This window comes from Streptomyces sp. NPDC041200, from assembly GCF_055591805.1.
This window is the reverse complement of the sequence record NZ_JBVIZF010000040.1, coordinates 1-24,438: the sequence shown is the minus strand read 5'-3', so window position 1 is coordinate 24,438 and position 24,438 is coordinate 1. Positions and strand designations below refer to the sequence as shown.

Below are 24,438 nucleotides of genomic sequence, written 5' to 3'. Positions count from 1 at the left end.
GCCATCCTCAGCTGAGGCCCGGAGGCAGATCCTGCTCGGCCCAGATGATCTTTCCTTCGCTGGTGTAGCGGGTGCCCCAGCGCTGGACCATCTGGGCGACCAGGAACAGCCCCCGGCCCCCCTCGTCGGTGATGGCGGCGCGGCGCAGATGCGGGGAGGTGCTGCTGCCGTCGGCGACCTCGCAGATCAGTGTGCGGTTGCGCAGCAGCCGCAGGCGGATCGGGCCGTCGGCGTGCCGGATGGCGTTGCCGAGGAGTTCGCTGACCACCAGTTCGGTGGTGAAGACCGCCTCGTCCAGGTCCCAGTCGGTCAGGGTGCGGGCCACCGCGGCCCGCATCCCGGCGACCACGGAGGGGTCCGAGGGCAGGTCCCAGGAGGCGACGTGCCGTTCGTCCAGGGCGGTGGTGCGGGCGACGAGCAGGACCACGTCGTCGGTGGGGCGCGGCGGCAGCAGGGCGCGCATCACGGCGTCACAGGTGCGTCCCGGGTCGGGGTCGGTGGAGGCGAGGGCCCGGCGCAGCAGGTCGAGTCCGGTGTCGATGTCCCGTTCGCGGTCCTGGACGAGTCCGTTGGTGTAGAGGACCAGCCTGCTGCCCGCGGCCAGCGGGATCGCGGACGCCTCGAAGAGCCGCCCGCCGAGCCCCAGCGGCGGCCCGGCGGGCAGGTCCGGGATGGTCACGCTACCGCCCGGGTCGACGACGACGGGCGGCGGATGACCCGCCCGCGCCAGGGTGCAGCGCTGTGCGACGGGGTCGTAGACGGCGTACAGACAGCTGGCCCCGACCGCGCCGATGCCGCCGTTCCTGGCGGCCTCCTCCTGGTCGAGCAGCGCCACCACGTCGTCGAGCTGGGTGAGCAGTTCGTCGGGCGGCAGGTCGACGACGGAGAAGTTGTGGACCGCGGTGCGGAGCCGTCCCATGGTGGCGGCCGCGTGCAGTCCGTGGCCGACGACGTCGCCGACGACGAGGGCGACCCGGGCGCCGGACAGCGGGATGATGTCGAACCAGTCGCCGCCCACTCCGGCGTGGGCGGGCAGATAGCGGTAGGCGGCTTCGACGGCGTGCTGTTCGGGCCTGCCGCGGGGCAGCAGGCTCTGCTGCAGGGCCAGCGCGGTGGCGTGTTCGCGCGCGTACCGCCGGGCGTTGTCGACGGCGACGGCCGCCTGGCCGACGAGTTCGTCGGCGAAGGACCGGTCCTCGTCGTCGAAGGGGGCGGCGCCCTCCAGCCGCCGGAACTCGACCTGCCCCAGCAGCACCCCGCGGGCGCTGAGCGGGACGGCCAGCAGGGTGTGGCCGGACGGCGGGCGGGGCCGCTCCTCTCGTACGGCGCTGACCGCGACGCGGCGCATACGGGACCGCGCGTCGACCGGCTCCTCACCGCGCAGCACGGACTCCAGCAGGTCGACGGTGGTGAAGTCGGCGAAGCGCGGGACCGCGACGTCGGCCAGTTCCTCGGCGGTGCGTGACATGTCGAGGGTGGTGCCCACGCCGACGCTCGCGTCGTAGAGGAGTTCCAGGCGTGCCAGGGCCGCGTCGGCCTTGTGGGTCAGCGCCTGGAGTTCGGTGGTGTCGCGCAGGGTGGCGACGCTGCCCCAGAGCTGTCCACCGCCCGAGGTGGGGCGCTGGTTGACGACCAGCAGCCGGTCCCCGACCTGGAGGACCTCGTCGGTGACGGTCCGGCCGGAGGCGAGCAGTCCGGCGGTCTCCGGCGCCAGACCGGCCTCGGTGATCCGCCCGCCGCGCACCTCCGGCGGCAGTCTGAGCAGCCGCCGGGCCTCGTCGTTGGCGAGCACCAGCCGCCCCTGGCCGTCGAGGATGAGCACGCCTTCGCGGACGGCGCGCAGCACGGCGTCGTGGTGTTCGTACATTCTGGTGATCTCGGCGGGGTCCAGCCGGTGGGTCTGGCGCCGCAGCCGTCTGCCGACCAGTGCCGCGCCGCCCGCGCCGAGGAGAAGGGCGAGCGCCGTGGTTCCGTAGAGCACGGGCAGTTGACGGCCCACCGACACGGACACGCCGGGAAGAGTGACGCCGACGTTGACGATGCCGATGACCCGGCGCCCGGCACCGGTGACGGGAACGGCACCGCGGACGGAGGGGGTGGAGAGGGCGACGGCGGGGGCCTTGTCCGTGAAGGGTCGGCCCGCCGTGGCCGGATAGAGGCGGATGGCGGCGTGGGTGCCGATGCGCTTCGGGTCGGGGTCGGTGTAGCGGACGCCCCGGGGGCTGGTCACCACGATGTAGGCGACGCCGGAATCGCGCCGGAGCCTCGCCGCGTAGGGCTGGAGGACCGCGGAGGGGTTGCGGGACTCCAGCGCGCGCCGGACGCCAGGGGCGGCCGCGAAGGTCTGCGCGAGGTTGAGGGCGCGCCCCCGGGCCTGGCTCGCGTGTCCGCTGCGGGCCTGAAGGACCAGGGTGGCTCCGGTGGCGAGCACCAGAAGCGTCACGATCACCAGCATCAGGGCGCACACCTGCCCGGCGACGCTGCGCAAGCCCAGGGCCGAACGCACCTTCACAGGGTTTTTATCTCATATATGCCGACACGTCACACCTGGTGACAGGCGGTGCGGGGGCTGCGATGTCCGTCCGGGCCATGCGCTGACCGGTCGTCATCCGCCATTGGAGGGACGCTGGTCCACGATCTGCCACCAAAGGGGCACTATAGGCGGGAAGCCGGTCATATCCGGCCAATCAACCCAGCAAGGAGTTCCCATGCGACCCATGCGTATCCGGACGGCCTTGTCCACGCTCGCCCTCACCGCCGCGTCCCTCGCCGTCGCCACGGCCGGTGCCGCCGCGGCTGACGGCCCCGATGTCACCGTTAACAACACCAGCAACACGGCCTTCCCCGGCGTGTGCGCCAGCAACCAGTTCTCCTTCGTCACCGTGCCCGTCAACCTTCTGGGCGCGTCGGACTCCAGCTCGTGCCAGACCTGATGGCGGCCGCGGCTACAGGTTGACCATGTGGCCCGCGAGGCCGTGGACGGCCTCCTTCACCGCCTCGCCGAGGGTGGGGTGGGCGTGGATGTTGCGGGCCAGCTCGTGGACCGTCAGATCCCACTGCTGCGCGAGGGTGAGTTCCGGCAGCAGTTCGGTGACCTCGGGGCCGATGAGGTGACCGCCGAGCAGTTCGCCGTGGCGGCCGTCGCTGATCAGCTTCACGAAGCCGCCGGGGTCGCCCAGTCCGTGGGCCTTGCCGTTGGCGGTGAACGGGAAGGTGGCCACCTTGACGTCGAAGCCGCGTTCGCGTGCCTGGGCCTCGGTCCAGCCGAAGCTGGCGATCTGCGGCTGGCAGAAGGTCGCGCGCGGAATCATCACGTAGTCGAGTTCCATGGTCTCCGCGCCGCCGATGGTCTCCGCCGCGACGATGCCCATCGCCTCGGCGGCGTGGGCCAGCATCAGCTTGGCGGTCACGTCGCCGACCGCGAAGATGTGCGGCACGCTCGTGCGGCACCGGCCGTCGACGTCGATGGCGCCCCGGTCGGTCAGCCGGACCCCGGCGCGCTCCAGCCCGTACCCCTGCACCCGCGGCCGGAATCCGATGGCCTGAAGCACCTTCCCGGCCTGCAGGGTCTGGCGCTGGCCGCCCGTGGTGACCATGACCTTGACGGCGGAGCCCGCGTCGTTGATCGCCTCGACCCGGGTGGAGGTGAGGATGTTGATGCCGAGCCTGCGGTAGCGGCGGGTCAGCTCGGCGGAGACGTCCTCGTCCTCCAGGGGCACGATCCGGTCCAGGAATTCCACGAGCGTCACCTGCACCCCGTAGCTGTGCATGATGTACGCGAACTCGACACCGATGGCGCCCGCGCCCGCGATCAGGACGCTGCCGGGCAGGTCCGGCGCGAGGATCTGCTCCTCGTAGGTCACCACCCGCTCGCTGAGCGAGGTGCCGGGCAGCAGGTTGGCGGTGGCCCCGGCCGCGATGACGCAGTGGTCGAACGAGAGCGCCTCCACCCGGCCGTCGGCGAGCGTGACCCGCAGCGTGTGGGGGTCGGTGAAGGCGCCCCGCCCGTCGTACTGCGTGATCTTGTTCTTCTTCATCAGGTAGTGGATGCCTTTGACCCGGCCGTCCGCCACCTTGCGGCTGCGGTCGTACGCCGCCTGATAGTCGAGGTTCAGCTCGCCGTCCACCCGAATGCCGAAGGCGCGCGCCTCATGGGTGAGCAGATGGGCCAGCTCGGCGTTGCGCAGCAGGGCCTTGGACGGGATGCACCCGACGTTCAGGCAGACCCCGCCCCAGAACCGCTCCTCGACGACGGCCGTGCGCAGGCCCAGCTGCGCGGCGCGGATCGCCGCCACATAGCCGCCCGACCCCGCCCCCAGGACCACGACGTCAAAATGTGCGCTCATGCGTCGCACCTTAGACATTAGAGTCGGGGTATGGCTTCAGACGAGGGGTCCGTTCGGGTCGACAGCTGGATCTGGTCGGTGCGGCTCACGAAGACGCGGTCGCTCGCCGCGTCGGCCTGCCGGGCCGGGCACGTCCGCGTCAACGGGGAGCGCGTCAAGCCCGCCCAGGCGGTGCGGCAGGGTGACGAGGTGCGGCTGCGCCACGCGGGGCGGGACCGGGTCGTGGTGGTGTCGCGGATCGTGCGCAAGCGGGTCGGGGCGACCGTGGCGGTCGAGTGCTACGTCGACAACAGCCCGCCCCCGCCGCCGAAGGAGCAGGCCGTGCCCATCGGGCTGCGCGACCGTGGCACGGGCCGCCCGACCAAGCGTGACCGGCGTGAGATGGAGCGATTGCGGGGGCTGTGACGCTGAGGCCCCCCGGCGCGGGCGCTTCGGTCACTCGACGGCGATCCGTACCGGGCCGCCGTGCGCGTCGGCCCGGGTGATCCAGTCGGCGGACAGATGGAGCGGACGCCCGGGGGCCACGGTGCGCGGGACATGCTGCCGGTGCAGGGTGCGGCCGTCCTGGCGGACCGTGAGCACCGGCCGGGTGAGGAACGCGGCGGTGCGCAGGGTGAAGCGGCGATACGGCGGGGGCGGGCCGTCCGGGGCGATCCGGCCCGGCGCCACCCAGCGCAGCGGCGCGTCGGTGCGGACCGGGAGCGGGGCCTCCGGCCACGGCGCACCGGCCAGGTGGCGCAGCACCGGACCGGCCGCGAACCGGCCGTCCAGCGCGGCGGTGGCGGCCGTCTCGACGGGGTGCAGCAGATTGCCCACCGCGAAGACCCCGGGCGCGCGGGTACGGAACCCGGCGTCGGTCTCCGGCCCCCGGGTGCCGGGGTCGAGGGGGATCCCGGCGTCGCGGGCCAGTTCGTGGTCGGGGATCCAGTCGCCGGTGAACACCACGGTGTCGCAGCCGATGGTCGCGGCCCGGCCGTCCCGGTGTCCCACGCGGACGCCCGTCAGCCGGTTGCGGCCGGTCAGTCCGGTCACGGTGGTGTCGGTGAGCAGCGGGACGCCGTGGCGCAGCCGGGCGGCGAGAGGGCGCGCCGGGTGGGCCTGGTGGCGGGGCAAGCCGGTGAGCATGGCGGCGACCTCGACCCCGGCGGCGTGGAGGGTGTCGACCGCGGAGTAGCCGACGCGTTCGGCCCCCACGACGACCGCGCGGCGGCCGATGGTCTGGTGGTGCGCATGGACGGCTTGCTGCAGCTGCCCGGTGGTGTAGACGCCCGCGGGCCGGGTGCCGGGCACCATCCGGGCGCTGCGGGGGCGTTCGCGGGCACCGGTGGCGAGGACCACGGCCCTGGCGGTGACGCGCTCCAGCCCGGTCGGCGCGGTGAGGTCCACGGTGCGCGGCCCGGCCCATCCGGTGGCGGTGACGCCGGTGCGCAGGCTGACCCCGGCGCGCAGCGCGGCGGCGATGTGGCGGCGGGCGTAGTCCGGGCCGCTGAGCATACGGTGCAGATCGCGCAGTCCGAATCCGGTGTGATGGCAGTGGCGGGGGATGCCCCCGGCGTGCTGCTCGCGGTCGATGACCTGGACGGTGTCCACTCCGGCTTCGGCCAGCCGGGTGGCGGTGGCGAGTCCGGCGGGCCCGGCGCCGATGACCAGGACGTCCACGGTGCGGTGGGTGCGGTCCGCGGTGTCGTCGGCGGTCATCGGCGGACCTCGGTCGGTGCGGCGGCGGGGGTGGCGCGGGCCTCGTCGAACTGGGCGCGTACGGCGGCTCCGCAGTAGAAGCCCTGGCAGCGGCCGCCCAGCGCGCGGGTGCGGCGCCGCAGCCCGTCGAGCGAGCCCGGCGGCACGGTGGCGCGCAGCGCGTCGCGGATCTCGCCGCGGGTGACGCGCTCGCAGTGGCAGACGACGGTGCCGTACGCGGGATCGGCGGCGATGAGGTCGGCACGCTGGTAGGGGCGGCGGAAGGCCTCGCCGAGGTTCGGCATGCGGGGTGGTTCGAGGTCCCGCGCGGGGCCCGGGTCGAGGCCGCAGTCGACGAGGAGGTCCCGTACGTGGGCGGCGATGGCCATCGAGGCCGTCAGCCCGGTGGAGCGGATGCCGCCCACGGCCACGTAGGCCTGTTCGGGGTGAGCACGGATCTGGAAGTCGGCGTGTTCGGTGGCGGCGCGCAGCCCCGCGTAGACCGCGGTGACCTCCTCGTCCAGCAGCTCCGGCATGATGCGGGCGCCGTTGTCGCGGAGCAGGGAGAGCCCGGCGGCCGAGGAGCCGGTGGCGCGCTTGTCGTCGAGGTCTTCCGCGGTCGGGCCGAGCATGACGTTGCCGTAGACGGTGGGCGCCACCAGCACGCCCTTGCCGCGTGCCGTGGGCACCGGCAGCAGGATGTGGCCGACCAGGCCGCGGGCGAACTTGTCGAACACGATGAGCTGGCCGCGCCGCGGGGTGACGCTGAACTCGGTGTGGCCGAGCCGCCGGTCTATCTCGTCCGCGTACAGTCCGGCGGCGTTGACGAGGTAGCGGGCGCGCAACGGGCCACGGGTGGTGGCGATGTCGTGGTGGCCGTCTGTGGTGCTGGTTCCGGGGGCGGTGATGGCTTCGGCGGTGCAGTTGAGGTGGAGGTCGGCTCCGGCGCGCACCGCCTGGGTGGCGTAGGCGAGGGTGGTCGTCCAGGGGCAGATGATGCTCTCGCCGGGGACTTCCAGGGCGCCGAGGGCGCCGGGGCCCAGATGCGGTTCGCGCGCGTACACCTCGTCCGCGGCGAGGATACGGGTGTCGTGGCAGTCGTTGCGTCCGGCCTTCTCGGCGAGCGCGGGCAGCGCGGCGAGCTGTTCGGCGTCCCAGGCGACGAGCAGCGCGCCGAGCGGTTCCACCGGGATGCCCGCCTCGGCGGCGTAGGTGTTCAGCCGCCGGTAGCCCTCGCGCACCAGCCGGGCTTCCAGGGTGCCGGGAGTGGCGTCGAAACCGGTGTGCAGGATCGCGGTGTTGGCCTTGGAGGTGCCGTCGCCGACGTCGTCGGAGGCCTCCACGAGGGCGATGCGCAGCCGGTGCGCGGCGAGTTCGCGGGCGATGGCGGTGCCGACCACCCCGGCGCCGATGATGGCCACGTCGTAGACCTCGCCGGGAAGGTCACCCGTGGTCGTTACGGTCATGCTGGGTTCCTCGGCTCCTGGTGCGGTTGCTCGGACACGGGGCAGCTGCTCAGTGGCGGGTCAGCAGCGCGGCCACGGCCGACCGGAAACCGGCCCGGCGCTCGGCGGCCTCGTCCGCGCTGATCCGCGGTGTGTAGACGGCGGCCGGTTTCCACTCCGGGACGGCCTGGGTGAGCGGCAGCCCGGGGTCGAGTCCCAGCCGGGCGACGGCGCCCACACCGAGGGCGGTCACATCGGGCAGGGCGGACACTTCGACGGGCAGTTGCAGCAGGTCGGCCTGGGCCTGCATGAGCAGCGCGGAGCGGGTGAGGCCCCCGTCGGCCCGGAGGGTGGTGAGCGGTGCGCCCAGGTCGGTGGCGGCCGCGTCGGCGATCTCGGCCACTTGCGCGGCGATGCCCTCGCACAGGGCGCGCACCAGATGCCCGGCGGTGGTGTCGAGGCCGAGGCCGGTCACCGAGCCCCGCAGATCGCCGCGCCACCAGGGGGCGGCGAGTCCGGCGAGCGACGGTACGAACGTCACTCCCCCGGTGTCCGGCACGGAGCCGCCCACCGGGTCGAGGTCCCGGGGTCCGCCGATCACACCCAGACCGGTGAGCCAGTGCACGGCGGAGGCGGCGGTGTACACCTGTCCGTCGAGGCAGTAGCTGGTGTTCCCGCCGAGCCGCCAGGCCACGCAGCTCACCAGGCCGCTGGTGCCACGGCGGGGCCGGGGTCCGGTCTGGGCGAGCAGGAACGCGCCGGTGCCGTACGTGCATTTGGCGGCGCCGGGCTCAGTGACGCTCTGGGCCAGCAGGGCGGCCTGCTGGTCGACGAGGAGTCCGGTGAGCGGGACCTCGCCACCGAAGGCGGTGGTGGTCCCGGCCATGGTGTCCGCGTCGACGACCCGGGGCATCTGTTCGGCCGTCAGCCCGTAGAGGTCCAGCGCCTCCGGGGACCATGCGACGCGGTCGAGGTCGAGCAGCCCGGTGCGCCCGGCGGTGGCCGCGTCGGTGACGAACGCGCCGGTGAGCTGGTGGATCAGCCAGACGTCGCTGGTGGTGACGACGCCCTCGCGGGTCCGGTGGCGGCGCAGCCAGGCCATCTTGGGCGCGGCGAAGTACGGGTCGAGGGGCAGTCCGGTGAGGTGGCGCAGGCTGTCGGCGTGTTCCGCGAGGTCCGCGCACACCGTCTCCGCCCGCCGGTCCTGCCACACCAGGGCGTCGGTCAGCGGGGCGCCGGTCGCGGGGTCCCACACCAGCACCGTCTCGCCCTGGTTGGCGAGGCCGGCCGCCACCACCGGCTCACCGGCCCGTGCGAGCGCCTGGCGTCCGGCGCCGACGACGGACGCGAGCAGGTCGGCGGGGTCGACCTCGACCAGCCCGCCGGGGAGGTGGCGCGGGTGCACGGCCACCTCGGCGGAGCCGAGCACACCGCGCTCCGGGCAGAGGACCAGCGCCTTGGTGCCCGAGGTGCCTTGGTCGATGGCGAGCACCGCTCCGGTCGCGGGGCCCGTGGGTGCGCGGTGGGGACGCTCTGGGACAGGCAGCATGTCCGGTTCTTCGGTGAAGGGGCTTCTTCGGTGGGGGGCTTCTTCGGTGGCGGCGTAGATCTTGGCTGAAAGCGTGGTGCAGCGACGAGGCCGCGTCAAGACCGCACGTCCGGCGCCCGCTTGCCGGAACCGGCCCATGGCCGCGCGCCGGATGCGGGCCCAGGCCCCCCTTGAGTCATGACGGGATGGCTATAGGATCCCGGGCATCCACTCGTCGGGCCCTGGAATCCGTCGCGCCCGGTCCATCACGCTCCGTCCGAAAGTCATCCGATGCCCGAGGAAGTGTCCCGCCCCGTCTACCACCCGGCGGGCTACGACAGCGGACTGCGCAGCGCGCTGCAGGACGTGCGCACGGGGCGTTGGATATCCATGCGCGACCTGCTGGCCGGGACACCGACCTGGGCCCAGTGGACGCAGCGCACCCAGGTGCTGGCCGCGGTGGCGGCCGGGTCGAACGTGGTGGAGGCGTGGCGGGCCGAGGAACCCCGGTGCGTCGCCGCGCTGGTGATGCACACCCGGGTGGCGGTGGAGCGGGCGGTGCGGGCCCATCGCGAGGGGCACCAGCGCACCCGCGAGCTGTGGCGGGAGGCCTGGGAGTCCTGCCAGCTGGCCGCGCACAACTCCCCCGCGGACCCGGTCCCCTGGGTGTGTCTGCTGGCGCTCGCTCAGCTCGACAAGGAGCAGCGGCAGCCGGAGCACCGGACGAACCCGCCGGGGCCGCTGCTGTTCCCCGGTCCGTGGGGGCTGCTGGCGGAGGCCGACCGCCGCGATCCGCACAACCGCGAGGCGTACCACCGGATGCTGCAGTTCGTGTACGCGCGGCGGGCTGGTGGTTCGCTGGCCGAGGCGGTCAACTTCGTGCAGTGGGTGGTCTCGGGGGCGCCCGGGGGTTCCCCGCTGCATGTGCTGCCGCTGTACGTCCACGTCGAGCGGTACCGCGAGGAACGGGGCTACGAGAAGGCCCTGGACCTGCACTGGGCCACCGAGGACGCGGCGCGGGACGCCGACAAGGCGCTGCGCCTCTGGTTCGACCACGCGGACCGGGAGACCAGCTCGTTGCTGGACCTCAACCATCTGGCCCACGCCCTGTGGGGCGCGCTGCAATTCCCCGAAGCGGCCCGGGTCTTCGAGGCACTGGGACCGTATTTCACCCCGCTCCCCTGGGCTTATCGCACGCCCGACGCGAATGACCGCGCACAGGCCGAGGAGATGTTCCTGCGCGCCCGGGCCCGCTGTCTCGCGGGCGCCCGCGGTAACAGACCCGGTTCCCACGGCTGAGCCGTTCTTCCTTACCGCTTTTCCCGCCTCTGCTGACCGTCCCCGTTTTCCCTCAACCGGAGGTACGTTCATGTCCACGCCCTGGTCGCGTTCCGTTTCCGCACCGCAGCGGGACGAGGAACAGAGACTGCGCGAGTTGGGATATCAGCCGGTGCTGGCCCGCCGCATGGGGAGCTTCGGCAATTTCGCGATCAGCTTCTCGGTCATCTCCATTCTGTCCGGCTGCATGACCCTGTACGGGTTCGGACTGGACACCGGCGGCCCCTCGGTCATGCTGTGGGGCTGGGCCGGTGTGGGTCTGTTCGTGCTGTGCGTGGGCCTGGCGCTGGCGGAGGTCACCAGCGCGTATCCGACCTCCGGCGCTCTCTACTACATGGCCGACCGGCTCGGGGGCCGCGCCTGGGGCTGGTACACCGGCTGGCTCAACCTGCTGGGGCTGCTGGGCGCGATCGCCGGTATCGACTACGGCGCGGCCCAGTTCACCGGGGCGCTACTCAATCTGCAGTGGGGGTTCGATCCCACTCCGCGCTCGACCATGGTTATTTTCGTCTGCATTCTGTTGCTGCATGCCACACTGAACCTGTTCGGAGTGCGTCTTGTCAGTCTGCTCAACTCGGTCAGCGTGTGGTGGCACTTGGCGGGAGTCGCGGTCATCGTCGGAGCGCTGGCGATCATTCCGTCCCACCACCAGTCACCGGAATTCGTGTTCACCGAATTCGTCAACAACACCGGCTGGTCGAACCCCCTCTATGTAACCGCCATCGGCCTGTTGCTCGCCCAGTACACCTTTTCCGGCTACGACGCCTCGGCGCATCTGTCCGAGGAGACGTCCAACGCCTCCGTGTCCGCCGCCCGCGGCATCGTGCGCGCCATCTGGGTGTCCTGGGTGGCCGGGTTCGTGCTGCTGGCGGGGCTGACGTTCGCCATCCAGGACTACGCGGGCACGCAGGCGAGCGCCACCGGGGTGCCGCCCGCGCAGATCCTCATCGACGCCCTGGGCACCGGCGGCGCCACGGCCATGCTGCTCATCGTCATCACCGCGCAGCTGTTCTGCGGGAACGCGGAGGTGGCGGCGGCCAGCCGGATGGTGTTCGCGTTCAGCCGGGACGGCGCGCTGCCGGGCTCCCGGCTGTGGCGGCGGGTCAGCGCCCGTACCCAGACGCCGGTGCTCGCTGTGTGGCTGTCGGTCGCGGTGGCGTGTCTGCTGGCCCTGCCGTCCCTGTACTCGGAGACCGCGTACGGCGCGGTGACGGCCATCAACGTCATCGGCATCACCCCCGCCTACGCGATCCCCGTCTTCCTGCGGCTGCGGGCCGGGGACCGGTTCGAGAAGGGGCCATGGCACCTGGGCCGCTGGAGCAAGCCGGTCGGCTGGGTCGCGGTGGTGTGGGTCGCGCTGGTGACGGTGCTGTTCTGCCTGCCGCAGTCCAGCCCGGTGACCGTCGATTCGATGAACTACGCCTCGATCGCGCTGGCGGCCGTGCTGATCCTGGCCACCGTCTGGTGGTTCGTCGCGCGCCGTTCGTACAACACGCCCTCCGCCTATGGCTCCGCCCGTGAGGAGGCCGAGATCGCCGAGGGCATCGTGTGAGCTGGCTCTGATCCGGCGGCTCGTCCGAGCCCGCGAGACGGTGGGGGCGGGTGCGCAGAAACGTATCTGCGCACCCGGCCCCACCGTCGTGCGCGGTCAGGGGGTGTCTTGTCGATCAGCCCGGCATGATCGGCAAGGCACCCCCTAGTCCCCGCGCAGCAGCGACGCGACCGGGGGCCGCTCGCGCTTCGCGCCGTACGCGAGGAAGTACGCCGGGGCCCGCTTGAGCCAGGGCGCCTTCGTCAGCACCTCCGCCAGCCGCAGCGGCTTCCGGCCGTCGCCGAGCGGTGACCGCCCCGCCAGCAGCGGCGCGATGACCCGGGCGTGGGCGGCGCGCTGGAGCGCCTGGGTCCCCGCGGCGGTGGGCCAGCGGCGGCGCTGCACGGCGCGGACGTCGTGCAGGCCCACCGTGCCGTCGCGCAGCGGCCCGGCCAGATGCCGGGCGGCGGCGACGGCGTCCTCGACGGCGAGGTTGATGCCGATACCGAAGACGGGCGACATGGCGTGCGCCGCGTCGCCGATGCACAGCAGCCCGGGGCGGTGCCAGCGGCGCATCCGGTCCAGCCGTACGTCCAGCAGCTTCACCTCGTCCCAGGAGCGCAGTTCCGGCTCGCGGTCGCCCATCCACGGGGTGGCGGCCGCGAACGCCGTCAGAAAGCGGTCCAGACCGGCGGCGCGGCGGGTCGCGTCGGCGCCCTTGGGGATCAGCACGGCGCACTGCCAGTAGTCGCCGCGGTCGATCATGGCGGTCAGGAAGCGGTCCCCGACGTTGCCCACCAGCCCCCTCGGATCGTCCTCGTGCCGTGGCAGCCGGAACCACCAGGCGTCCATCGGGCAGGGGAATTCCCGCAGTCCCAGCTCGGGCAGCTGCCGCGCCAGCGAGCCACGGCCGTCGCAGGCCACGGTGAGGCTGGCCCGCAGCTCACCGGTGTCGCCATCGGCGGTGCGGTAGCGCACCCCGGTGATCCGGCCGCCCTCCTGGAGGAACGAGGTGGCCTCGGTGTTCATCCACAGCCGGAACGACGACTCCTTCCCGGCCTCGTCCGCCAGCAGGTTCAGCAGATCCCACTGCGGCACCATCGCGACGTAGTTGTACGGGCCCGGCAGCGCGCTCAGATCGCCGACGGTGAACAGCTCGCCGTCCACGCCGATCGGCAGCTGCACGGAGTGGACATGGCGCTGCGGCAGCGAGGCGAACCGCTCGGCCAGGCCCAGTTCCTCCAGCAGTGACAGGGTGCTGGGATGCACGGTGTCGCCACGGAAGTCGCGCAGGAAGTCCCCGTGCTTCTCCAGGACGGTGACGTCCACGCCCGCCCGGGCCAGCAGCAGCCCGAGGACCATCCCGGCGGGACCGCCGCCCACCACGCAACATGTGGTCCGCTCCATCGATGTGCTCCCTTCGGCGTGCTTGCGGGGGCCGTTCCCTATCGGTTCCCTCCCGGTGCCCGGCGCGGGGCGCGGCAGTCGGGTGAACGTCACGGCTCCTCGATCGCCGGTTGGCGATCGGCTTGAGTCTTCCCGGACTTCCGTCCGTATCCCCCGCTGAATGGCGTGGGGCACTAGGAGGTCTGTATGGCAGCCGAAACCGATTCCGACCGGGTGGGTGGGCGTCACGTGATCGAGCCGACCGCGATCTTCCGTGCGGGGCCGGATCCGGAGTCCGGCGAGGACGTGGACGGGCCGGTGGAGGAATGGATGGAGGATCTGGATCTGTTCAAGCCTCCGGGCGACACGCTTCCGCCGGAGGCGCACCGGATCGCCGAAGACGAGACCCAGGAGATGGGCTCCCGTGTCTCGGCGTCCGGCTCCTGGACCGCGTCCGACTCCTGGGCCCCGACGGACCCGCCGACCGAGCCCCTTGCGCCGCCGCCCGCCGGTCCGCCACCCGCTGCCGCACCGTCCGCTGTGCCGCCGCCCGCGGCGGTACGGCACCATCCCCGGACCGCCGTGCTGATCGTCGCGGGGATCGGGCTGGGCGTCGCCCTCGCGCTCGTCCTGCTCCTCCCCGGCGGCGCGGCCATCAACGTCGCCTCACCGGGCGGCGGCCCCACCGCGTCCGACGCCGGGCGTGCGCCGACCGCCTCCGCCGCCCCCACCACGGCGGTTCCGGCGCCGCCGGGGAGCCAGGCCGGTGTGCTGAGCCAGGGCGACAGCGGTCCGCAGGTCTCCGAACTCCAGACGCGGCTGCTGAAGATCCCCAACGTCTATCAGGACGGCCAGGTCAACGGCCAGTACGACCAGAGCCTCACCGAGGCCGTGGCCCGCTTCCAGCTCTGGTACGGAATCCGGGGCGACGAGGACGGGGTGTACGGGGACGCCACGCGGCGCGACCTGGAGTCCCGTACCGGCGCCGTCACCTGACGGGGGCTGGGGCTGGGGGCTGGGACTATCGGCCCGCGCCGAAGAGCTGGGTCCAGTAGGTGCCGGCGCGGCTGCCCGTGGCGTAGCCGATGCCTATGTGGGTGAAGTCCGCCTTGAGGATGTTGGCGCGGTGGCCGGGGCTGTTCATCCAGCCGCGGACCACCTCCGCCGGGCCGCGCTGCCCGCACGCGATGTTCTCGCCGATCCCGCGCTGGGTGGCCCCGGCGGTGGCGGCCCGGTCCCAGGGCTGGCCGCCCTCGGGGCTGGTGTGGGAGTAGAAGTCGCGGACGACCATGTCGTCGCTGTGCGCCTGCGCGGCCGCCGTCAGCCGCGGGTCGGGGGCCAGCGGCGCCAGCCCGGCGGTGGCGCGCTCGGCGTTGGTGAGCGCGATCACCTCGGACGCGAGGCGGCGCAGGCCGTCGGCGGTGAAGGGCTGCGCCCACACCGCCGTCCAGAACACGTCCCCGGCGCCGGATGCGCTGCCGATGCCCACATGGGCGACCGCCGGGTCCCGGAACGGACCGCCGCGTTCCTCATCGGCCAGGCAGTAGTCGATGAACGCGTCCGGGGTGCGCGGTCCGGAGACGAGGTGCTCGGCCACCGTGAGCGGGGCGTAGCCGCTGGCCGTGATCCGGTGGAAGAGTGACGTCCCGTCGGGGCTCTCCGAACCGAGCGCCCCGTGGGCGGCCATGGCCGCCGCGTGCGCCTCGGCGGCGCGGGTGAGGCGGGGGTCGACGGTTACGAGCGGTACGCCGTGGCGTGAGCGGGCGGCGTTGACGAGCCCGAGGGCTGCCGTGTCGCCGCCGGTGGGTGGGGGCGTCGGTTGTCGATCCGCCGTGCCGTCGTCCGCGACGTCGACGCCGAAGTCGCGGGCCACCCCGGCCAGGCCGTCCGCGTACCCCTGGCCGATCGCCCGGACCTTCCACCGGATGCCGCGCCGGTAGATCTCGGCGAGCAGCAGCACCGTCTCCGTCCCGGGGCGCGGCGGGGCGAACCGGGCCAGCGGGGGGCCGCCGCCGCTTCCGCTTCCGCTTCCGGTGATGCTCATGACGGGCGCGGGCAACCGGCCGAGCGGGGTGCCGGGGTCGGCGGGACTGACGACGACGGTGACCCGGCTGGCGCCGGGGCGCAGCTGGCCGGGCCGCACGGTGATGCTGTCCCCGTGGACCTGGACGCCGGGGGCGGTGGGCTGGTTGAAGAAGACGAAGTCGTTGTCGCCCGTGACCCTTCCGTCGTCGCCGGTGACCAGTGCGGAGAGATCGAAGGGGCCGGGGACGCGGATGGTGAGCGTGCCGTCCGGCAGGGGTTGGTTGCTGCCGGGCACCAACTCGGTCATGGGTCCCCTCCTCGCGCCGCGCCCACCAGGCCAACGGCCCGGCTGCGGAGGCGGTTCCCGCGCCGGGCGGCTCTTCCCCTACCCGCCCCTCCCCACAACTGGAACTCCGCCCCAGCCCCCGGCCCTCAAAAGCCGGGCAGGCTAAGCCGCAGGCCACCCGGACTCCGGGCTCCCCACGGCACAGTGCGGGGGGGGGCTTCCCCCTACCCGCCCCTCCCCGCAACCGGAGCTCCGCCCCGGGACCCGGTCCGCAAACGCCGGACGGGCTGACAGGCAGCCCCGCGCCGGAGACGCCGGACTCCCCCACCCCAAGGCACCGGCGCCGGCGAGGGAGCCAGTTCCCACGCCTGGCCAGGCGGGGTGGTTATTCCCCTGCCCCGCCCCTTCCCACAACCGGGGCTCGGCCCCGGATCCCGGCCCACAAACCCCGCGCCCAGGCCCGGCTCGGGATCACCAGTCAGGCGCCCCGCCCCAGCCCTAGCACCGGGGAGGGCGCCGGTTTCCACACCTGGCCGGGCGCTGGGGGCTGGCATGCGGCCCGCCCGGACGGAGCCTTCCGCGCCCGCGGAGAGCTGCGCCGCTCCCCGGGGCCATCCGATTGCCCCCCCCCTCGCCGCCTTCGTGCCGGTCACCGCCCGCCACGCCGAGGTCCACCGGATACGGCCGCTCCGCCCGGGCGGGACCGTGTCTGAGACAGCGGATGCCCAGGGCGGGCGGGGCCGGGGGCAGAGCCCCTGGTTTCGGGGAGGGGCAGGTCGGGGACGAGCCACCGGCACCCGCCCGGGGCTGCTACGCGGGGGTGGCGATGTACTTGTACTCCAGGAACTCGTCGATGCCGACGCTGCCGCCCTCGCGGCCCAGGCCGGATTGTTTGACGCCGCCGAAGGGGGCGGCCGGGTTGGAGACCAGGCCGGTGTTGAGGCCGACCATGCCGACCTCCAGGCGTTCGCTCACGCGCAGCGAGCGGTTGAGGTCGCGAGTGAAGACGTAGCCGACCAGGCCCCATTCGGTGCTGTTGGCGGTGGCGACGACTTCGTCCTCGTCCTCGAAGGTGAGGATGGCGGCGACCGGGCCGAAGATCTCGGTCTCCATCAGTCGGCTGGCCGGGGAGACGCCGGTGAGCACGGTCGGGGGGTAGAAGCAGCCGGGGCCGTCGGGGGTGGTGCCGCCGACCAGGACCTCGGCGCCGCGCGCGACGGCGTCGGCGACCAGCTCCTCGACCTTGGTACGGCCCGCCCGGTCGATCAGCGGGCCCACGTCGACGCCGGGGCGGCTGCCGGGGCCGACGTCGAGGGCGCCCATGCGGCGGGCGAGTCGGTCGGCGAACTCGGCGGCCACGGAGGAGTGGACGAAGAAGCGGTTGGCGGCGGTGCAGGCCTCGCCCATGTTGCGCATCTTGGCGGTCATGGCGCCCTCGACCGCGACGTCGAGGTCCGCGTCGTCGAAGACGATGAAAGGCGCGTTGCCGCCGAGTTCCATGGAGGTGCGGACCACGGCGGGCGCGCACTGGCCGAGCAGGACGCGGCCGACCTGGGTGGAACCGGTGAAGGACAGCTTGCGGATGTGGCCGCCGGTCAGCAGCGGCTCGACGACCTCACCGGCCCGCGAGGTGGTGATGACGTTGAGCACCCCGGCGGGCAGCCCGGCCTCCTCCAGGATGCCCGCGAGGGCGAGCGAGGACAGCGGGGTCTGCGGGGCGGGCTTGAGCACCATGGTGCAACCGGCGGCGATCGCCGGGCCGATCTTGCGGGTGCCCATGGCCAGCGGGAAGTTCCACGGGGTGACGAGGAGACAGGGGCCGACGGGACGGCGCATGAGCAGCATGCGGTTCTTGCCGTCGGGCATCGTGGCGTAGCCACCGTCGATACGGACGGCCTCCTCCGAGAACCAGCGGAAGAACTCGGCGGCGTACGCGGCCTCACCGCGCGCCTCGGCCAGCGGCTTGCCCATCTCGGCGGTCATCAGGGCGGCGAGCGCGTCGGCCCGCTCCAGGATGAGTTCGTAGGCGCGGCGCAGGATCTCGCTGCGGGCGCGCGGAGCGGTGGCTGCCCATTTCTCCTGGGCGTCCAGGGCCGCGTCGAGCGCGCGCTGTCCGTCGGCGGGGCTCGCGTCGGCGACGTCGCACAGCACCTCGCCGGTGGCCGGGTCGTCGACCGGCATGGTCAGGCCGCCGGCCGCGTCGGACCAGGACCCGGCGACGTACAGCTTCTTGGACACCGTCGCGAGGACGTCGCCCGCTGCGGGGAACGAAGGGGTGGGCAGGGCAGACATAGCGGCAATCTCCTTCTGTGGCCGCCGCCCGCGTCGGCAGCGGGTGGCGGCCGGTGCTCCCGGGGGTGTGGTGCGGCGTGGGTGAGCGGTCGGGTCAGGCGGTGGCGGTTCCGGCGCTCACGGCGGCGGACCAGGCGCGCAGTCCCTCGTCGATCGCCGCTTCGTCGACGACCAGCGCGGGGATCATCCGGACCACATGGTTCCAGGCGCCGCACAGGAGCAGCAACAGGCCCTCGTCCACGGCGGCGCGCTGCACCCGGCCCGCGGTCGCCGGGTCGGGTTCGCCGTCCTCGGTGACGAACTCGCTGGCCAGCATGAGGCCGAGGCCGCGGACGTCGCCGATGGCGGGGGTCTTCGCGGCGACGTCCTCCAGGCCGGAGCGCAGCCGGGCGCCCATGGCGTCGGCGTTGGCGACGAGGTTCTCGTCCCGTACGACGTCGAGGGTGGCCGCGGCCGCGGCGCAGGCCACCGCGTTGGCGCCGTAGGTGCCGCCCTGGGAGCCGGGCCAGGCCTTGGCCATCAGTTCCTCGGAGGCGGCGATGCCCGACAGCGGGAAGCCGCTGGCCAGGCCCTTGGCGGTGACCAGGATGTCGGGGCGGATCCCGAAGTGGTCATGGCCCCAGAACCGCCCGGTGCGGCCGACGCCGGTCTGCACCTCGTCCAGGATGAGCAGGAAGCCGTGGCGGTCGGCCCGCTCGCGCAGACCCTGCAGGAAGCCCTCGGTGGCGGGTACGTAGCCGCCCTCGCCCAGCACCGGCTCGACGATGATCGCGGCGGTGTCGTCGGGCGAGGAGATGGTCTGCAGGGTGTAGTCCAGCTCCTTCAGCGCGAACCTGGTCGCGGTCTCCTCGTCCCAGCCGTACCGGTAGGCGGTGGGGAACGGGGTCACCACGACGCCGCTCATCAGGGGCGAGAAGCCGGAGCGGAAGCGGGTCCCGGAGGTGGTCATGGACGCGGCGGCGACGGTGCGGCCGTGGAAGCCGCCGTGACAGACCAGGACGTTCGGCCGACCGGTGGCCTGGCGGGCGAGGCGCAGCGCGGACTCCACGGCCTCACTACCGGAGTTGGTGAAGAACAGACTGTCGAGGCCCTCGGGCAGCACCTCGCCGAGCTTGGCGGTCAGCCGCTGGAGCGGCTGGTGCATGACGGTCGTGTACTGGCCGTGGATGAGGGTGCCGACCTGTTCCTGGGCCGCGGCGACGACCCTCGGGTGGCAGTGTCCGGTGCTGGTGACACCGATGCCCGCGGTGAAGTCCAGATAGCGCCGTCCGTCCTCGCCGTGGAGGTAGACCCCCTCTCCGCTGACGGCGACTACCGGAGTGGCCTGGCGGAGCTGCGGCGACAGATTGCTCATGATCTCTCCCAACACCCACGGGGACGGCGGTGGACCGGTTTGCTTCCGGACTGCTCGACACTCTTCCGGAGACTTCCCGGAGACTTCTTCGAGCCTGCGGGAGCGGACCGGGGAAAGACAATGATCATTGTGTCGCGGGCCGGTGATCGGGATGGACGTTCTGTCAACCGGAACCGGGTGGACACTTTGTCAAGGAGACCCCCCGGTCGTGGTTGCGCCCGGTCGGCCCGCTTGTCAGAGTGGCCTGCATGAACGGCTCCGCTCCGCTCACCCTCGGCGACGCGCTGCGGCTGCCGGTACTGGCCGCCGGGCAGCCGGAGGTGGTGTCCGGCCATGATCAGCTGTCCCGTCCGGTCCGCTGGGTCCACATCACCGAGCTGCTCGATCCGGCGTCCTTCCTCAAGGGGGGCGAACTGGTCCTCACCACCGGGATGCCGCTGCCCGAGGACCCGGCGCTGGTGCGCCGGTATGTGGAGGAACTGGCGGACATCGGCGCCACGGGCCTGGTCATCGAGCTGGTCCGGCGCTACCACGAGCCGCCGTCGGAGCTGGTGGACGCCTGCCGGGCCCGCGATTTCCCGCTCGTCCTGCTGTCCCGGAACGTGAACTTCGTGGAGGTCACCCAGATCGTCCACTCAATGATCATCGGCAGCCAGATCGAGACCCTGCGCCGGGCGCAGGACGTCCATGACACCTTCACCGCGCTGACCCTGCGCGGCGCTGAGCCGGACGAGGTGGTGGGCATGGCCGCCGAGCTGAGCGGCCATCCGGTGGTGCTGGAGAACCTGGTCCACCGGGCCGTGATCTGCGGCTCCCCCGGCCAGGGCGTCGAGAGGGTGCTGACCGGCTGGGAGCGGCGGTCCCGCGGTACGCCCTCGCCCGACCGCACCGAGCTGCGCGGCCCGGAGAACTGGCTGGTCACGGCCGTGGAGTACCGGGGCGAGCGCTGGGGTCGGCTGGTCATGCTGCCGGATACCTCGGGCGCCCCGGCGGTGGGCCCCGAGCACGCCACGGTCCTGGAGCGTACGGCCACCGCCCTGACCATCGCCCGGCTGACCCAGCACACCCGGTGGGAGCGGCGCGCGCAGCGCACGCTGCTGCTGGATCTGGTCGAGCAGCGCTGCCGCTCGGCCGGGGAGGCGCGGGCCCGGGCAGAGGCGCTGGGCATGCGGGTCATGGGGCGGCGGCTGATCGTCGTGCTCGTCACCCTGGCGCCGGGGCCCGGCGGCGAGGAGCCGGGCGAGCTGGAGGACCGGCTGACCGAGGAGATGGCCGCGGCCGGTGCCGCGGTGCTGACCGGCACGGTGCCCGGCGACCATCTGGGGGTGCTGCTCGCGTTCCACCCGGCCACGCCCTGGCGGCCGTTGGTGGAGCGGCTGAGCCGTTCCGTGCGGGAGTCCGATCCGGACGCGGTCGTCAGCGTGGGCTCCGAAGTGTCGGACCTGTCGCAGACGGCGCGCTCCTTCCAGCAGGCGGCGCGGGTCGCGGACGCCGCCGTCCCGGGCACTCCGGACAAGCCGTTCCATGAGCTGAGCGATATCGGGCTGCGGCAGTTGCTGTACGCGCTGCGCGGCGATGTGCGGGTGCAGGAGTACGTGGAACGGCAGCTGGGCCGACTGGTGCATCACGATGAGCGGCATGGCACCGATCTGCTGACGACCCTGCACGCCTATCTGGACGCGGCGGGCAACAAGACGGTGGCCGCCAAGCGCGCGAGCCTGTCGCGGCAGGCGTTCTACCAGCGGCTGCACGCGATCGAGCGGGTACTCGGCTGCGATCTGGAGTCGGGTGAGCAGCGCACCCAGCTGCATGTGGCGCTCACCGCGTTCAGCGTGCTGCGGCTCGCCCGCGGCTCCGGCCCCCCGTGACGCCGCCGCGTGGCGGCTGCCGGATCGCGTCACCGCCGGTTCACTTCACGAAGTCGTCGACGACCTTCGGCGGCCAGGAGCCCACGTTGAGGACGCCCACGGAATAGGCGCGGGAGACCAGGGCCGCCCGGTTGGGGACCCGCAGCTTACGGAGCAGCCGCGTCACGTGGTATTCGACGCCCTGACGGCTGAGATAGAGCCGGGAGGCGAGCGGAATAGTGGAGAGTCCGGCCGCGATGCCTTCCAGAATGCGTGCCTCGATTTCGCTGAGGATCTTCTTGCGGCTGGTCACCATGTCCAGCTCCTGACCGCCCGCCACCGGGCGCAGCACCACCAGCAGCGAGGCGACGTGCGAGGTGCCCTCGCGTACGGCGACCGCGGTGAGCGCGCTGGTGAAGGCGATGCCCTGGGAGCCGACGACCACCACCTGACCTGCGAACCGGTGGCGGGTGCCGGCGGCCAGCCGGGAGAGCTGACGGTGCAGTGCCTGCTGGGCGCTGGGATGCGCCAGATCGCAGAAGTCGCGGCCGCAGACGCTCATGGAGTCGTCGTCGAACTGCCGGAAGAACTCCTTATTCGCCTGCCGGACCGTCAGGGACGGGTCGAGGCAGACGACACACGCCCCCGGCTGGTCGAACTGGCGCAGAAGATCCGCGTACTCGATCTGGTCGCATTCGAGTTCGTGGGGAGTTGGCCGAGCCGAATCTGCTAGAGCGGAAACTGCCAAGGGACTGCCATCCCTTCCTGTTTATCAATGACCGGGTGCGAATGACCGGGGACGGATACCGCGGTTATTCAATTCGAAAGCTTTTTATGGAGACTAGGGAGATCCTCACGTATGAGTCAACGTCAGCAGGTTCGCGTCGCCCAATCCTGTGGTCCCGCACCCCCGAGGTTCGGTCCGCACCGCAGGGTTTCGGTGGTCGGTTCGGTGGGTTCGCCGACCTGCGAAACTTGCCTGGAACGCATGCGTCGTACGGCCGGTGCGCGGGCATGCCGGGAAGCCCGGCCGAGGCCGGTTGGACACCCGTTGAATTAGCGGCGTTAACGCAGGATTTCCGAATCCAGGCGGGGCAGGATCTCCATCAGCTGGCGACGGCCGGAAATGTCCAGCTTGCGGTAGGCGTTGGTGAGGTGTTTCTCGACCGCGCGGGAGGTGACGCCGAGCCGGCCCGCGATCTCCTGGTTGGTGAGGCCGCCACCGGCCAGGGAGACCACGGTGCGTTCGGTACGGGTCAGCGCGGACTCCGGGCGCGGGGCCGCCGCCCCGCGCCGCTGTTCGGCCGGCTCGACCAGCCAGGGCGCGCCGCAGACCGCGGCGAGGGCTCCGGCCTCCCGCAGCAGGGCCGCCGCCTCGGGGCCGCCGTCCAGCCGCCGGGCCAGCAGGGCGAGCGAGCGGGCGAGTTCGAGTTCGTTGGCGGAGGCGCGCAGCACATCGGCCGATTCGCGCAGCAGGTTCGTGCCATGGGCGCCGTCGTGCATCCGGCCCTTGAGCCGCAGGGCGCGGCCGAGCGCGACGGGGGCGCCCCAGGCCTCGGCCCGGGCGTGCTCCTCCTCGGCGAGCGCCAGCGCCGCGCGGGAGTCTCCGATGCGGTGCTGGAGGGCGGCCGCCCAGGGCCGCCACGGGAAGAGGACGGGATTGCGCCAGCCTGCCGCCTCCAGCTGCCGACCACAGCCCAGCAGGGTGTCCAGCGCGCTGGTCCAGCGGCCGCTCCGAACATCCTGGGACGCTTTGAGGAGCTGGAGCGAGGCGGTGAACGCGAGGCTCGCGGACCGGCGCCGGCCGGCCTCGTCCAACAGCCCTTCGATCAGGTCCGCGTCGTCCAGCTCCAGGGCGACACCGGTCAGGGCGACCGTGGCGAGGATCCCGGCCTCCTGCCAGTGCGCCCCGGCCAGCCGCATCGCGCGCTCGGCGGACTCCCGGGCCCGGGCCGCCCGGCCGCGCGCCACCAGCATCAGCGCCTGCTCGGCGTGGACGAGCGCGTCGACGGCCGTGACGTCCTGCCGCGGGGAGTTGCGGTCGGGCGCGGGCCAGGAGGTGATGCCGCGTACCGAGTCGGCGGCGACCAGCGCGACCGCCACCAGCGGCAGCGATGAGTGGGCCCGGTCCTCGGTGGCCGGTTCCCGCTCCAGGACGCGGCCCGCGAGCCGGGCGACCTCGGCCGCCGGGCGCCGGGTCGTGAGCATCGCGGCGTTGAGCAGGACGGCGGCCAGCTCGCGTTCGGCGGTCGAGCCGAGCGGCGGCTCCTCGCCCAGCGCCGACAGCCGCTCCACGGCCGTGGCCAGCCCCGCCGGGTCCTCGTGCCCGGCGTGCCGCAGCCGCGCCTCCAGCCGCAGGGCCACATCGCGCGCCGAGCCGTCGAGGGCGGACGCCGGGCCCAGGTCCTCGGCGACCTGCTGGAGCATGTCGATGACGGCCGGGGGCACCGTGCCCACGATGGCCGGGGAGATCCGCAGGGCGGCGGCGGCCCGGTGCCGTGGCGTGGGCAGCAGGGGTATCGCCTGGGAGATGTGGCGTTCGCACGCGGCGGGGTCGAATCCGCGCTCGGCGGTGGCCAGGTCGATCAGCAGCCGCCCCCGGCTCTCGCCCGACAGCTCGGCGTCCAGCAGCGCGCGCCGCAGATAGCGGGTGGCGCTGTCCGGCGCGCCCCGGCGCAGCGCGGTCTCGGCCGCGGCCCGCAGCACCTCGACCGCCCACGGGTGCTGTGAGGCGGTGACGGCCATCAGCTGGGCGGCGACCAGTTCGGCGGAGGAGCCGTTGCGGTAGAGGAGGGCCGCGGCGGCGTCGTGCAGCCGCTCGCGCTCGGCGACGGTCATGGAGGACTCGACGGCGTCCTGCACCACGCGGTGGAGGAAGCGCGGCTCCTGATCGGCCGCCAGCAGGCCGAGTTGGCCGAGGGCGCGCAGCGCGGCGGCGAAGCCGATCGGGTCGAGGCCCGCCAGCCGGGCCATGAGTTCGGGTTCGCCCTGCTCGCCGAGGACGGCGATCGCGGCGGCCAGGTCCCGTACCGACCTCGGCTGGGTGCGCATGCAGCCGGCCAGCCACTCGCGCAGTTGAGAGGGGCGCTGTCGGCGGGCCGCCTCGGTGTGCCCGGCGGTGGGGCGGTGACCGGCCGTGGCGAGGGCCACCAGGACCGACCTCAGGAAGAGGGGGTTGCCCGCGGAGATCTCGTGGCAGGCGCGGGCGAACTCCTCGTCGCCGGGCTCGCCGAACTGGTCGAGGACCATCTCCCTGGTGGCCCCGAGGGAAAGCGGTCCGGGGCGCAGCACCCGCTGTGCGGAGTCGGTGATCTCGCGCAGCGTCAGCTTCCGCGTCCGCGGGTCGCCGTCGCGCAGGGCGCGGACGAGTACGACGCGCAGCC

At 73.1% G+C, this 24,438-nt stretch carries 17 protein-coding genes; 6 read left to right on the top strand and 11 right to left on the bottom strand.

Going from position 1 to position 24,438, the window contains the following annotated elements:
* Positions 1–7: 7 nt before the first annotated feature.
* On the bottom strand, positions 8–2,506 hold the full coding sequence (locus ACZ6CL_RS38000; protein WP_468944860.1) for a SpoIIE family protein phosphatase: 2,499 nt from the start codon (positions 2,504–2,506) through the stop codon (positions 8–10).
* Between the two features lie 202 nt (positions 2,507–2,708).
* Between ACZ6CL_RS38000 and ACZ6CL_RS37995 the strand changes: the two genes are divergently transcribed.
* A complete protein-coding gene (locus ACZ6CL_RS37995; protein ID WP_468944858.1) occupies positions 2,709–2,933 on the top strand; it encodes a hypothetical protein in 225 nt (74 codons plus the stop codon).
* Positions 2,934–2,945: 12 nt separating this feature from the next.
* Here the strand turns inward: ACZ6CL_RS37995 and lpdA are convergent, their stop codons facing one another.
* On the bottom strand, positions 2,946–4,346 hold the full coding sequence (gene lpdA, locus ACZ6CL_RS37990) for a dihydrolipoyl dehydrogenase (protein ID WP_468944855.1): 1,401 nt from the start codon (positions 4,344–4,346) through the stop codon (positions 2,946–2,948).
* A 30-nt stretch (positions 4,347–4,376) separates the two neighbouring features.
* Between lpdA and ACZ6CL_RS37985 the strand changes: the two genes are divergently transcribed.
* Positions 4,377–4,751 (top strand): RNA-binding S4 domain-containing protein, encoded by a 375-nt coding sequence (locus ACZ6CL_RS37985; protein ID WP_468944854.1) that lies wholly within the window; start codon positions 4,377–4,379, stop codon positions 4,749–4,751.
* 30 nt (positions 4,752–4,781) lie between these two features.
* Here the strand turns inward: ACZ6CL_RS37985 and ACZ6CL_RS37980 are convergent, their stop codons facing one another.
* Genes ACZ6CL_RS37980 through ACZ6CL_RS37970 form a run of 3 tightly spaced genes read right to left on the bottom strand, consistent with a single transcriptional unit; the run spans position 4,782 to position 9,017 of the window.
* Positions 4,782–6,044: an NAD(P)/FAD-dependent oxidoreductase gene (locus ACZ6CL_RS37980; protein WP_468944851.1), complete on the bottom strand. Its 1,263-nt coding sequence runs from the start codon at positions 6,042–6,044 to the stop codon at positions 4,782–4,784.
* Entirely contained in the window at positions 6,041–7,489 is a 1,449-nt protein-coding gene (locus ACZ6CL_RS37975) for an FAD-dependent oxidoreductase (protein ID WP_468944848.1), read from the bottom strand. Before ACZ6CL_RS37975 ends, ACZ6CL_RS37980 begins: the two co-directional genes overlap by 4 nt.
* Before the next feature lie 49 nt (positions 7,490–7,538).
* Entirely contained in the window at positions 7,539–9,017 is a 1,479-nt protein-coding gene (locus ACZ6CL_RS37970) for an FGGY family carbohydrate kinase (RefSeq protein WP_468944845.1), read from the bottom strand.
* A 270-nt stretch (positions 9,018–9,287) separates the two neighbouring features.
* On the opposite strand from ACZ6CL_RS37970, the gene ACZ6CL_RS37965 reads away from it, so the two are divergent.
* Together ACZ6CL_RS37965 and ACZ6CL_RS37960 are read left to right on the top strand one after the other, a co-directional pair.
* Positions 9,288–10,295, top strand: coding sequence for a hypothetical protein (locus ACZ6CL_RS37965; RefSeq protein WP_468944842.1), 1,008 nt, complete (start codon positions 9,288–9,290; stop codon positions 10,293–10,295).
* Between the two features lie 70 nt (positions 10,296–10,365).
* Positions 10,366–11,886 carry an amino acid permease gene (locus tag ACZ6CL_RS37960; RefSeq protein WP_468944840.1) on the top strand — a complete coding sequence of 507 codons (1,521 nt, stop codon included), beginning with the start codon at positions 10,366–10,368 and terminating at the stop codon, positions 11,884–11,886.
* A 144-nt stretch (positions 11,887–12,030) separates the two neighbouring features.
* On the opposite strand, the gene ACZ6CL_RS37955 is transcribed toward ACZ6CL_RS37960, so the two are convergent.
* The gene (locus ACZ6CL_RS37955) at positions 12,031–13,272 is read right to left on the bottom strand and encodes an FAD-dependent oxidoreductase (RefSeq protein WP_468944929.1); all 1,242 of its coding nucleotides are present in this window, start codon (positions 13,270–13,272) and stop codon (positions 12,031–12,033) included.
* Positions 13,273–13,458: 186 nt separating this feature from the next.
* Here ACZ6CL_RS37955 and ACZ6CL_RS37950 point away from each other — a divergent pair, with 186 nt between their 5' ends.
* Positions 13,459–14,247 (top strand): peptidoglycan-binding domain-containing protein, encoded by a 789-nt coding sequence (locus ACZ6CL_RS37950; RefSeq protein ID WP_468944838.1) that lies wholly within the window; start codon positions 13,459–13,461, stop codon positions 14,245–14,247.
* Positions 14,248–14,272: 25 nt separating this feature from the next.
* Here ACZ6CL_RS37950 and ACZ6CL_RS37945 read toward each other — a convergent pair whose 3' ends face one another.
* The 3 genes from ACZ6CL_RS37945 to ACZ6CL_RS37935 form a co-directional block, all read right to left on the bottom strand.
* Positions 14,273–15,583, bottom strand: a complete 1,311-nt coding sequence (locus tag ACZ6CL_RS37945; protein ID WP_468944835.1) for a CAP domain-containing protein — start codon at positions 15,581–15,583, stop codon at positions 14,273–14,275.
* A 789-nt stretch (positions 15,584–16,372) separates the two neighbouring features.
* Positions 16,373–17,854, bottom strand: coding sequence for an NAD-dependent succinate-semialdehyde dehydrogenase (locus ACZ6CL_RS37940; protein WP_468944832.1), 1,482 nt, complete (start codon positions 17,852–17,854; stop codon positions 16,373–16,375).
* A gap of 94 nt (positions 17,855–17,948) precedes the next feature.
* Positions 17,949–19,208: an aspartate aminotransferase family protein gene (locus tag ACZ6CL_RS37935; protein WP_468944829.1), complete on the bottom strand. Its 1,260-nt coding sequence runs from the start codon at positions 19,206–19,208 to the stop codon at positions 17,949–17,951.
* Between the two features lie 248 nt (positions 19,209–19,456).
* Here ACZ6CL_RS37935 and ACZ6CL_RS37930 point away from each other — a divergent pair, with 248 nt between their 5' ends.
* The gene (locus tag ACZ6CL_RS37930; RefSeq protein ID WP_468944826.1) at positions 19,457–21,076 is read left to right on the top strand and encodes a PucR family transcriptional regulator; all 1,620 of its coding nucleotides are present in this window, start codon (positions 19,457–19,459) and stop codon (positions 21,074–21,076) included.
* A 40-nt stretch (positions 21,077–21,116) separates the two neighbouring features.
* Here the strand turns inward: ACZ6CL_RS37930 and ACZ6CL_RS37925 are convergent, their stop codons facing one another.
* Both ACZ6CL_RS37925 and ACZ6CL_RS37920 read right to left on the bottom strand, forming a co-directional pair.
* Positions 21,117–21,722: a helix-turn-helix transcriptional regulator gene (locus ACZ6CL_RS37925; protein WP_468944926.1), complete on the bottom strand. Its 606-nt coding sequence runs from the start codon at positions 21,720–21,722 to the stop codon at positions 21,117–21,119.
* 398 nt (positions 21,723–22,120) lie between these two features.
* Positions 22,121–24,438: helix-turn-helix transcriptional regulator (locus ACZ6CL_RS37920; RefSeq protein ID WP_468944824.1), on the bottom strand; the 2,318-nt coding region annotated here is incomplete at its 5' end.